The following is an 11,602-nucleotide window of genomic DNA, read 5'->3' as shown; positions in this document are numbered from 1 at the left end:
GTTCTCCTATGCGCTCAGAAGGTCTTCAGGTGCTCGATCAGGGCGTCCTTGTCGGCCGCCGGCAGTTCTGTGCCGTAGTCCCGTCCCTCGTGGCCGGCATTGCTGTTACCGGGTTGACGGGTGTCGAACAGGAGCAGGCGTGGGCCATCGGCCAACGCGCGTGCCGACGGGGCGGCCGCCGGAAGGTCGGCGACGAAGCCCACCCGCTGCGGCTCGTACACATTGTTGCCACGCGTGAAGGTGATCGGCCGCTCGGCAGACGGCTCGAGCAGGTCGCGCAGGGTCGGCACCGAGCCGTTGTGCAGGTAGGGCGCGCGCAGCCAGACGCCGTCTAGCGGCATGTTGGCGTAGCCCCAGGTCTTGCGGAAATAACGGAAGCGGTGCGGATAGCCGGCGTACAGCGTGGCCTGGTTGACGGCAAGATCGCGGGTGTAGGAATCGAGCCGCGCGCGGTCGGTGCCGATCTGTGCGAGCGCAGTCACGTGGCCGACCTTCGCGCCCTTGAAGTCCTGCCCGCCAGCTCCGTGGCAGCCGGCGCAGTACTGCGCGTAGAGCGGCGCACCGCGTGCCGCCAGCGCATGGTCGATCGGGTAGGGGTAGGGCGGCGGCGCCAGATCCAACAGCCAGTCTTCCACCCGCCCGATGGCGGCGAGGTCGATCGTCGGCGGCGTGGTGCCTGTGCCGAAGGCAGCGCTTTTGTTGCGTTCCTCAGTATGGGTGTTGTTGCCGTCCCAGTGCAGCGCCATGCGCTCGCCGTCGTCGCGCGTCATGCGCTTGCGCTGGTTCCAGATCGACGGAAAGTCGGACGCACCGAGCAGTTCCTGCGGCGGCAACTGCGTCATCGGGAAGTTGAACAGCACCTTCGCCGAGTTGAAGGTATCGACCCGGCCCGGACCCCATTCGGGTTGGCCGAAGACGAACTCGAAGCGCCCGCGCAGCATCAGCAGGCGCTCGCGCATCAGCGCGATTGCCACCGGATAGACCAGGTAGCGGTCGAGAGGATTGAGGCCGCCGGCGAGGCGGTCGATCTCCGGCACGATGAATTCCCTGGAGAACTTCGGCCCGGCGGCGCAGTTGAAGAAGAAGGTTTCGAAGGCGCGGATGTCGAAGCGGTGAGCTGGCATGCCGACGATCAGTCGCGGTTCGGCGTCGACTGCATCGCGCACCGTGCTGGTGTGGCACACCGCGCAGTTCAGGAACACGCGGTCCAGCCCGAGATTGCGTCGCTTCGACACGCCGACCGGCAGGTCGCGGCCGGGTTCGTAGATCAGGCCGAGTGAGGCGTAGCCGCCAGGCAGATCGTCGGCGCAGACCTGAGGCAGGGCCTGCCAGATCCAATAGGGAAAGCCGGATTCGCGCTCGCCGCCAGTGGAGCCGTATTTGAAGTGCTCCACCGGGTCGCTGTACTGCACCGGAGCATCAGGCAGGAAGCGCACTACGGCGTAGAGGCCGCCGAGCACGAGTAGAATCCAGGGCAGCAGCAGGAGCGCTCGGCCTGACCAGCGCAGCAGGGCCGGGTGGCGGGATGGGTCGGTCACCTGCGTTCTCCTCGATCCGGGTCAATGGGCGGGACGCAAGGTGCCAGGCTGGGGTAGGGGCGCTTGAGCACAGCGCCGCCGCCGAGGCCCCCGCGCGCGCGCGTCAGGGTTTCCAGTGCGCTCAGCATCGCCGGCAGATCGGCGGACTGGGCGAAGCCGGGAGCATGGGCGGCGGCCGGCGGCGGCATCGGCGTTTTCAGCTGCGCGGCGGGCGTCAGGCGGTTCATCTGCAGGCGGTACAGGATGCGTTCAGCGCATTCGGCCAGGTTGGCGCGCACACGGCTGTCGTCGCCGTGCAGGAAACCCGGCGGAAATCTGCTCGCTGCGCCGTGGCATAAACCGCACTGCTGGACAAAAGGCAGCAGGTCTGCTGCCGCCGTCATGTCGCGAACGGACGCGTCATCGGCCAGCCGCGCCGGCGGCAGCGGGGGCCGTTCGCCTACCGGTAGCGGAACGCCGAGCCGGGCAAATATGGGTGCCAGCAGCGCGTCCCGGCGCAACGCGCGAGCGTCGAAGGCATCGCTGTGACCAGCCAGCGTGGTCTGCGCCAGCGCGTCGATGGCGGCGTCCAGCGGGGCGAGATCCGCCACGAGTTCAAGCCTGGCGGTCGCCGGCGTGTCGCCGCGCCCGCGCGTCAGCCACAGCCTGCGGATGCTTTCGCCACGGGCGCTGCGCACACCGCCGGCGTGCTCGCCGAGGGTGAAGCTGATGCCCGCGGCGTCGCCGGGCGTGCCGTGGTCAAGTGTGATCGGGCCGCTATGGTCAGCACCTGGCAGGCTCAGGCGGTCGATGCTGCCTGTGGCGATGAGTCCACCGTGCAGGCTGAGCCGTGCCAGCAGGCGGCTGCTCTCGGCACCGTCGCAGTCGAAATCGAGCCGGGCAGTGCCCACGCGTTCGCGACAGATAAAGGTGACACTGCTTAGCGATGCGGCGGGCGCGGCGGCGAGTTGCCGGTCCAGCAGGCGGATATCGGTTTGCGAGAAGAACAGCGACAGGGCGTGAACGAAGCGGGCGACGTCGGCGCTATCTTGCCCGCGCCAGATTGCCAATGGCGGGCGCAGCGCCAACGGGTCGAACGCGGCGCCGATGTCGGCGATGCGGCGGGCGGCCAGGCCGCTCGGTAGCGCAGCGGTGACGACGCCGGTGAGGTCGATGGCGGAGAACGGCTGACGGTTGGGCAGTTGCGGGTCGGGCAAGGGCAGGCCGGACGGCCAGCGTGCACGCCAATGGCTCAGCAGGGGTTCGAGCAGATCGCTCCGGGCGGTCGGCGTGTCGAGCGTCATCGCGCGGCCGCCGCCGAGTCGGTAGCGCAGCGCCACGCGTAGAGCCTCGGCGCGGCAGGCGATGGCCACCGCACGCGTCGCCGCGGCACAGCCCTCGCGCCACAGGCGCTGGGCGAGGGTGAACTGGTTGGCGCGAGCCGTCGCGGCGTCGATCGCATCCGGCAGGTCCACGCCGTGGCGCCAGGCGATGCCGTAGTAGGGTTGGCCGGTGGCCGCGAGGCGCGCGGCCACCGGCGGGCTGGCGGCGGTTTCGTCCCAGGAGGCGCGCGAGAAGATCGGCGCGGCATTCTGATGACAGGCCAGGCACAGCTCGCGGTTTGCGTAGCCCAGCGTGGGGCGAGCGTCAGCGCGGTAGTTGCGCACGACCTGGAACTCGAAGCGGCCGGCGGTTTCATTGTAGCTGATCACCTCTAGCGCAGCGGCGCCTTCGTGGTAGCCGATATACAGGCGGTCCTTGAGGTAGAGGTGGCCGGCCGCTGCAGCAGCCGGCGGCTCGCCCGTGACGGCGGCGACTACGCGCGGCTGACGAAACGCCTGTGTGTCCGCTACGGCGGGGCGCTGCAACGATCGGCCAAGCGGAATCAGCACCACGGTCAATCCTCCCGAAGCCTGGTTCGCATCCAACTCGGCACGGATGCGCCCGAGCAGGGCCGCGAACGGAAAGGGCACCACTGCCTCCCCCGTCGGCCCGGGCGGACCGAGCAGGATATCGAACAGCGAGCGCCCGGCGAGCGGCAGGAGTTCGCCCGGCGCTTCGACCGCCGCCGGCGGCGTGGCGGCCGGCGTTTCGCCAGCCATGGCCGACAGCGTGGCCAGCCAACCGAGCAGCGCCAGCGCCGTCATCTGCCATGCCGTTCGGACCATCCTCCGCTGCTCCCACCATGCCCAGTGCTGCTTCCTGTCGATCCGGGGCGGGCCTGGATTCGTCGCAGTCGGCTGAAACGCGCCCTGGGCGTAGCCATCAAGGCTGCCGCAAAACTCGCTGCTTCTCTCATTTCGCGGGAACGACGCTTTGGGTTACTGGCCGCCCGGAGCGCGAGCGACCTGCGTGCCAGTCCAGCAATCCTCCTGTACCTCGCCGCTTTCCATGAAGGCACCGCGGCCGCGCTCGGCGATCTCCTCGTTGTACAGCACGAAATTCACCACGAAGCTGCGGTCCATGTAGGCGCGGCCGAGGTAGAAACCGGGGTACACCATGCGGATCTCGTCGCGGATTGCGAAGCCGTCGCGCCCGGCCATCATGTCCGGCAGACGGCGGTAGCCGGGCAGCTCGTCGGTGAAGGCGTAGTCGATGATGATCGACTCGCGCCGGCTGTCGAGCAGGCTTTGTCCGCAGTGCAGCTTGGCCGGGAACAGCAGCCATTGATCCTTGCCGTTAACCTCGATGGTCTGCAGCGGTCGGTCGGCGCTTTCCTCGACCAGACCGAGCTTTTTCAGCGTACCGAGATCCTCGATGCGATTGCGCAGCAGGCGCTCGTCGCGATAGAACACCTTGCCCTTCCACAGGGTTTCACCGACCAGGTCGAGCTTGTGGCCAGCCACATTCACCAACAGCCCCCGCAGCCCGCCGCCGGCGATTTCCGACAGACGCAGCTTGCCGCTGCTGCCGCGCGCAAAGAACAGATCGCCTTCGAAAGGCCCGTCCGGAATCGGCCCGGCTGACAGCCGGGCATAGATCTGGTCGACCTGCTCCTGATCGAGGAAAGACAGGTTCTTCGGCGTGATTTTGTAGAGATCCTCCGGCGACAGCGGGTGCTGGTATTCGAGCTGGGCGAAATCCGGTTTCTCGGCATAGCCCTCGCCATAGGGGGCGAAGGTGATGTTTGGGGGCTTCTTGTCGAGGTTGAAGAACCCGCAGCCGGATCCGCCGAGGGCGATGGCGGCACAGATGGCGAAGGTGGCGATCCTCATGGCGGCTCCCCTTGCACTTACAAGGTGGCAAGAAAGGCGATCAGCGCCTTCTTGTCGGCCTCGGACAGATCCTCGCCGAAGCGGTGACCTTCGTTTTCGATCTCGGCGGCGCAGCTGCTGTAGATCTGCTTGATCAGATGGGCGCGCGCCTTCAGTGCCGCCACCAACGCATTCGGCTTGCCGACCAGTTCGCCGGTGATCGCCTTCAGGTCGGCAAGCACCTTGCCGCCGGTGTCCTCGCCGAAACGCTGGGCCAGACTCGTCTCCAGCTCCTGCGGCGCGGTCTTGGAGCGCACCAGATCGACGATGAACCGCTTGTGCTGGAAGTTACCAATGGTGCCGGCGGTGACACCGCGGCCGTCGATTTCGCTCGGGATGGTGAGTTCGAAGCCGAGCAGCTTTTCCTTCGCGGTGCCGTCCCACAGGCGTGGGCCGATGCGCAGGGTGACATCCTCGCTCAGCAAGGTTACTTTCGGGATACGCTGCGCCGGGTTCAGCAGCTCCTGCATCGACATCTTGTACAGCCGGTAGCGGCCTTCGACGCTGGGGTCGTATTCGAAGCAGGCCGGTTGCTGCTCGGCGGGCAGAAGCTTCACGCTGCTGCCGTCCACGTAGCGCGGGCGCATCGCGTAGAAGTCGTTCGCGGCGTGCTGCGGCTTGCCGCACAGCTCGGGGCCGAGCGCGTTGTTGTGCAGGAAGGGGGCGTGCGCCCACAGGTTGAGCAGCGAGATGCTGCGATAGTGGCCGCGCCCGCCGTCTCCGGGTTCTCTGACATTGGGGTCGGGCGGCTGCGCGCGCAGGGTCTCGGAGCCGTATTCCTGCCAGATGTGGCCGGCCATGTGGTTGGAGTGCAGGGCGCGGCAACGGAAGGTGCCGACTTCGGAGACCGGGGTGCTGCGGTCGTTGCCCAGCCATTCCTCGCGCATGCCGCTGCCGAGGTCGATCTTGTGGAAGTCGAGGCTGGCGAACTGCCCGGCCGCCGCTTCCGGCTGGCTGGAATGGCAGCGCGCGCAGGTGTTGGCGAAGATCTGGCTGCCACGCGCCACTGCGTTGTCGCCGAATTCGCGCTCAAGGGCGTCAATCAGGTCATGCTCGGTATAGCGGGCGTCCGGTGTCGTGGCGCGCAGCTGGTTTTCGCGCGCGGCACGCAGATCGGTGACGTGCGCTTCGGCCGACATGAAGAAATCGAGGATGTTCGGCAGTCGGTCCTCGATGGCGCGGAAATTGGGACAGTCGCGCCGGCACTGGCCGATGTTGAACGGTGTCTGGCCGAAGCCGCGCTGTTGAGGATCGATCTGGCGCAGGTCGGACAGGTGGTTCATCCAGCACTGTTCCGAGCACGAGCCGATGTTGAAATACACGCGCTGGATCGCCTCGAGCGCGCCGATCGAGTCTTCGCCACCCTTCAGAATGTGGTGCACGGTGTCCTTCACGAGCGACTTGCGCCAGCACTTGCCGTCGCGTCCCGGTTCGCACCAGCAGCGGGTTTCGTCCGGGTCGTCGACGCAGGAGGCCACCTTGCGCCATTTCAGCACCTGCTCGTCGGCGAAGGTCGGCCGTTTGGCGATGTTGATCAGGGCATTGATCGTGCCCGGATTGTTCAGCTGGTCGGTCGGAATCGCCGAGGTGTCGCTGGAGCCGGGCCGCGCATGGGCGAACATCTGCCATTCCAGCGTGTTTGAGGGCATGCCCGAGACCATGATTTCGGAGATGCGGGAGTACTGGTTACCGATCAGGCCCTTGATGTTTTCCCACTTGGGGTTCGCCGGGTCGGCGGGTGGATTGAGCGGATCGAAGGCGATGTGGCAGGAGCCGCAGGCGGTGCCTATGAGGAAGGGCGGCTCGATGGCGCCATCCTGCAGGTGCGAGCGCGCCGCCTCGCCTGGGCCGGCGGCTGCAATCGGCCGGTTGTAGCCTTCCCAGCTGCCGGGGTTGCCGTTGAGCCGCTGCCAGACCGCCTTGTCGAAGCGCGGGTTGGGAAACTTGCGGATGCCGAGCGCGCCGGTGGAGGTGCCGAATTTCAGATCGCAGGCCGATTGGCGCTGGTCGGTTGGCCCATGCACGTCGCCTTCCTTCAGCAGCGCGTCGCGGAAGTCGCAGGCCGGATCGGTATAGCCGCTGCGTCCGACGTAGCCGAGCATCTGCTCGTCGCCCGGGCACCAGTCCATGCCGTAGGTCTCATCCAGGCTCTTCGCCGGGCAGTCCGGCGAGCCCGGCGTGCAGCAGTCCGGATCGTTGATGATGCCCCAGGCGCGGAAGCGGTCGCCGCGCTGGTCGCTGCGCAGTACGCGGTACCAGTCGATCAGTACGCCGACGCGCTGCTGGAAGACGGAGGTATGAAAACGGTCGTTGCCCGCCGTGGCCTTGAACCAGATCAGACGGCCGGCGCATTCCGATTCGTTGAGCCCTTCGCGTGCGCAAGCCGCAAAATAGGGCGCATCCTGCGCGTGCACGCTGCGTGTTTCGGCCGTCGCCTGCGCGACCGCAGGCGACGGCGTGTCCGCGGTCAGCGGGATGGCAATGAGGAGAGACACCACGAAGGGAATGGCAACGAGCAGCGCACGCTTCATTGGGCGACCTCCTTGCGGTCGGACCGACAATAAGACACGGCGAGAAGCCGCCGAAGCACTGCTGTTGACAACGTTTGGGTCATCGACTGCACTCCACGAGAGAAGAGATGCAGGAAGGCGTACTGTCAGTCCGCAAAGCGCATCGCACCCAAGGGCGATCCGCCGTTCAGTATGTCCAATTAAGGCGTAGCAGGCCGCAGCCCATTTGCAAGAAACTTTACAGTGCCATCTGTCGGGCCTGCAGGCACGCCTGTATTGCGCCAGCGACCTCGTGGGGAGAGGGGAAGGCGCCCGGCCGGTATGACTGTGATGCTTGCCTATACTGAAATGCCCGAAACCGAGGGATTCAGTCGTGTCTACACCGGCTACGCTAATCACCACCGGCATGTTGCCCTTCCTGGTGCTGGTCAGTGCTGGCCTGACTGCGCCGGTATCGCTGGCTCTGCTTGCCCTCTATCGCCGCGCCATCCTCGCTTCAATGGCAAGGACGGCGAATGAGACATTGCGGCCGCCACAACCTGCTGCAGCGAGCCCGCCGCAGTTCCCGCTGCAGATCGAGCTCGTCGATCCCGCTTTCGTGCCTGCTACCGCCGCGCGGCGTGAGGCGCGGCGATCCCTGTGGATCGCCACTGCCATCTACGTTGCTGCAGGCCTCGTTTATGCACTGGTGCTCAGCGGCGCCTGGTTGTACTTCACCCGCAACGACGGCTTTGTGTTGGCGCGCTTCCTCTGGCTGCTATCCTGTTACGTCTGGCCGGTCGCGATGGCGGTGGGCCTACTGGTGGCGGTCAACGGTCGCCAGCGCATGGCGGTGGCGGTGGCCTATTTCGTTATGCTGATGGCGGTGGTGAGCTACGGCTTGTACCGCAATGCCGAGCTGGCGGTGGGGCAGCTGGCGTTCTTCTGGCTCTATACCAACTTGCCGGCGACGCTTCTGTTGCTCGTCTTCCTGCATCGCCGGGTTCGAGCGGTCGGCCCACTGGTACTGGCCTTCATGGTCGTTGCGGTCACCGGCTCGCAGCTGGCCGTGTCCGCGCTGGGTAGCAGCGAGGCCGCGATGCGGACCTTGGTGGACATCGGACAGCGGGTCGGCCTTGGTGGGCATGGCTTGTTCTTCGCCACGATGGCACTCGGCGCCGTGCTCGCCGGGGTGCTGGGCTGGTTCTGGTTGAAATGGCTTGGCCGCCGCCATCTGGCGCGGCGCAGTAACGATCAGGGGCTGACACTGGATGCGATGTGGCTGCTGTTCGGCGTCGTACAGTCGATCACGCTGTCCTTCGAGGGTTGGCTCTGGGTGTTCACCGGGCCGGTCGCCTTTGCCGCCTACAAGGCGGTGACACGGATCGGCTTCGCCATCGCTCGGCTCGACAAGGCGGCGGGGCACCCGCCGTCCCTGCTGCTGTTGCGGGTGTTCGCGCTCGGCGCGCGTAGCGAGCAGCTGTTCGATGGGCTTGCCAAGCGCTGGTTACGCAGCGGCGACATCAGCTTGATCGCTGGCCCGGACCTGGCAACCACAACGGTGGAGCCGCACGAGTTTCTCGATTTCGTCGGCGGTCGGCTGTCGCGCCAGTTTGTGCATGACGCCGCCGACCTGGAGTGCCGCTTCCGTGCCCGTGCCCTCGGGGCGGACTCGGACGGCCGCCATCGGGTCAATGAGTTCTTCTGCCATGCAGACACTTGGCAGCCGGCCATGCAGCGCCTGGCAGCGTCTGCCGACGTAGTGCTGATGGATCTGCGCAGTTTCTCAGCCACTAACCAGGGCTGCCGTTACGAGATCGGCCAGTTGCTGAACACTGTGCCGTTGACGCGGGTGGTATTGCTGATCGATGCGGACGCCAACCGCGGTTTCCTCGAAAGCACGCTGCAAATGCTGTGGCAAACGGTCAGCGCTGATTCGCCCAATCGTTCGCCTGGCATGTCGCGGCTGCGGATGATTGCGGCGCAGAAGCCCGCGAGCCTGCATCTGAATCCGCTGCTCGATCTGCTCTATGCCGCGGCGGCGCAACTGTCCTGCACGGGGTCCGCCGGCACGCTGGATGAATAGGCTGCGGGTTTAGCAACATGATGGTCGAGGATAAGGTCAAGTCGTGCTGCGCGTCAGGATCAATAACTTGTCATTTTCGGTCATTGAGTGTGTTGGCATAGCTCTTTAATGTCAGCTCCAGATAACCGACGGGCCCCGCCGCTGCATTCGAGGCGCCCGCATACCGTGATAATGCTTGTTGTGGAGTCTGTTATGGCCGCTGCTCACTACCCGCACCTGTTGTCCCCGCTGGACCTGGGCTTCACTACCCTGCGCAACCGTACCCTGATGGGCTCCATGCACACGGGCCTTGAAGAAAAGCCCGGTGGTTTCGAACGTATGGCGGCCTACTTCGCCGAACGCGCCCGTGGCGGTGTCGGCCTGATGGTGACCGGCGGCATCGGCCCCAACGAAGAGGGCGGGGTGTATTCCGGCGCGGCCAAACTGACGACGGCCGAAGAAGCGCAGAAACACAGCATCGTCACCCGTGCCGTGCACGAGGCCGGTGGCAAGATCTGCATGCAGATCCTCCACGCCGGTCGCTATGCCTATAGCCCCAAGCAGGTCGCGCCGAGCGCCATTCAGGCGCCGATCAACCCGTTCAAGCCCAGGGAGCTGGACGAGGAAGGCATCGAGAAGCAGATCCAGGACTTCGTCAATTGTTCGGTACTGGCCCAGGTCGCCGAATATGACGGCGTCGAGATCATGGGTTCCGAAGGCTACTTCATCAACCAGTTCCTCGCAGCGCACACCAACCATCGCACCGACCGCTGGGGTGGCAGCTACGAAAACCGCATGCGCCTGCCGGTAGAGATCGTGCGCCGGGTGCGGGAGGCGGTCGGGCCGAATTTCATCATCATCTTCCGTCTGTCCATGCTCGACCTGGTCGAGGGTGGCAGCACCTGGGAAGAGATCGTGCTGTTGGCCCAGGCCGTGGAGCAGGCCGGCGCGACCTTGATCAACACCGGCATCGGCTGGCACGAGGCACGGATTCCGACCATCGCCACCAAGGTGCCGCGCGCTGCGTTCGCCAAGGTCACGGCAAAGCTGCGCGGCTCGGTGAACATCCCGCTGATCACCACCAACCGCATCAACACCCCGGAAGTCGCCGAGCAGATCCTGGCCGAAGGGGACGCCGACATGGTCTCGATGGCGCGGCCTTTCCTGGCCGACCCTGAGTTCGTCAACAAGGCGGCCGCCGGGCGCGGCGATGAGATCAACACCTGCATCGGCTGCAACCAGGCCTGCCTGGACCATACCTTCGGCGGCAAGCTGACCACCTGCCTGGTCAACCCGCGTGCGTGCCATGAAACCGAGCTCAACTACCTGCCGGTGCAGCAGATCAAGAAGATCGCCGTGGTCGGTGCCGGCCCTGCCGGGCTCTCGGCGGCCACGGTGGCGGCTGAACGCGGCCACGAGGTAACCCTGTTCGATTCCGCCAGCGAGATCGGCGGCCAGTTCAACGTGGCCAAGCGCGTGCCGGGCAAGGAAGAGTTCTACGAGACCCTGCGCTACTTCAAGCGCAAGCTGCAGACCAGCAACGTCGAGCTGTGCCTGAACACACGCGTGGACGTCGAACATCTGGTCAAGGGTGGCTATGACGAAATCATCCTGGCCACCGGCATAGCCCCGCGCCTGCCAGCCATTCCCGGCATCGAGCATGACAAGGTGCTGGGCTACCTCGATGTACTGCTGGAGCGCAAATCGGTCGGGCAGAAGGTGGCCGTGATCGGCGCCGGCGGGATCGGTTTCGACGTCTCCGAGTTCCTCGTGCATCAGGGCGTGGCGGCCAGCCAGGACCGCGAGGCGTTCTGGAAGGAGTGGGGCATCGATACTCGATTGGAGGCGCGCGGCGGTGTCGCTGGCGTTACGCCAGAGCCCCACGCCCCGGCGCGGCAGGTGTTCCTGCTGCAACGCAAGAAGTCCAAGGTTGGCGATGGCCTGGGCAAGACGACTGGCTGGATTCACCGTGCGGGCCTGAAGAACAAGCGCGTGCAGATGCTCAACAGTGTCGAGTACCTGAAAATCGACGATAGCGGGCTTCATATCCGCATTGGCGAAGGCGAGCCGCAGGTTCTGCCTGTGGATAACATCATCATCTGCGCAGGCCAGGACCCGCTGCGTGAATTGCAGGATGGCTTGCTGGCGGCCGGCCAGTCGGTTCATCTGATCGGCGGTGCGGATGTCGCGGCCGAACTGGATGCCAAGCGCGCCATCAACCAGGGCTCGCGCCTGGCCGCGCAGCTGTAAGAGGCAATGTGTGGCGGCGCCTGCATC

Annotated in this window: 6 protein-coding genes; 2 read left to right on the top strand and 4 right to left on the bottom strand. The window is 65.9% G+C overall.

Translation table 11 applies throughout. The features are described from left to right. Positions 1-14: 14 nt before the first annotated feature. The 4 genes from NVV94_RS18820 to NVV94_RS18805 form a co-directional block, all read right to left on the bottom strand. Positions 15-1,538: a c-type cytochrome gene (locus NVV94_RS18820; RefSeq protein WP_258443897.1), complete on the bottom strand. Its 1,524-nt coding sequence runs from the start codon at positions 1,536-1,538 to the stop codon at positions 15-17. Continuing rightward, positions 1,535-3,664 (bottom strand): hypothetical protein, encoded by a 2,130-nt coding sequence (locus tag NVV94_RS18815; RefSeq protein WP_258443896.1) that lies wholly within the window; start codon positions 3,662-3,664, stop codon positions 1,535-1,537. Before NVV94_RS18815 ends, NVV94_RS18820 begins: the two co-directional genes overlap by 4 nt. A 174-nt stretch (positions 3,665-3,838) precedes the next feature. Continuing rightward, positions 3,839-4,732: a hypothetical protein gene (locus NVV94_RS18810; protein ID WP_258443895.1), complete on the bottom strand. Its 894-nt coding sequence runs from the start codon at positions 4,730-4,732 to the stop codon at positions 3,839-3,841. Between the two features lie 17 nt (positions 4,733-4,749). Beyond that, entirely contained in the window at positions 4,750-7,302 is a 2,553-nt protein-coding gene (locus NVV94_RS18805; protein WP_258443894.1) for a hypothetical protein, read from the bottom strand. A gap of 352 nt (positions 7,303-7,654) precedes the next feature. Here NVV94_RS18805 and NVV94_RS18800 point away from each other — a divergent pair, with 352 nt between their 5' ends. Next, positions 7,655-9,346 carry a hypothetical protein gene (locus NVV94_RS18800; protein WP_258443893.1) on the top strand — a complete coding sequence of 564 codons (1,692 nt, stop codon included), beginning with the start codon at positions 7,655-7,657 and terminating at the stop codon, positions 9,344-9,346. 192 nt (positions 9,347-9,538) lie between these two features. Further along, the gene (locus NVV94_RS18795; RefSeq protein ID WP_258443892.1) at positions 9,539-11,575 is read left to right on the top strand and encodes an NADPH-dependent 2,4-dienoyl-CoA reductase; all 2,037 of its coding nucleotides are present in this window, start codon (positions 9,539-9,541) and stop codon (positions 11,573-11,575) included. Positions 11,576-11,602 lie beyond the last annotated feature (27 nt).

The sequence above is a fragment of the Pseudomonas sp. LS1212 genome (genome assembly GCF_024741815.1).
In the GTDB taxonomy this organism is placed as follows: domain Bacteria; phylum Pseudomonadota; class Gammaproteobacteria; order Pseudomonadales; family Pseudomonadaceae; genus Aquipseudomonas.
This window is presented reverse-complemented; position numbering and strand designations above follow the sequence as displayed.

Bases quoted from the DNA above. Each gene is read 5' to 3' on its own strand.
- NVV94_RS18815 (WP_258443896.1), bottom strand. From the start codon at position 3,664: ATGACGGCGCTGGCGCTGCTCGGTTGGCTGGCCACGCTGTCGGCCATG.
- NVV94_RS18795 (WP_258443892.1), top strand. From the start codon at position 9,539: ATGGCCGCTGCTCACTACCCGCACCTGTTGTCCCCGCTGGACCTGGGC.
- NVV94_RS18805 (WP_258443894.1), bottom strand. From the start codon at position 7,302: ATGAAGCGTGCGCTGCTCGTTGCCATTCCCTTCGTGGTGTCTCTCCTC.
- NVV94_RS18810 (WP_258443895.1), bottom strand. From the start codon at position 4,732: ATGAGGATCGCCACCTTCGCCATCTGTGCCGCCATCGCCCTCGGCGGA.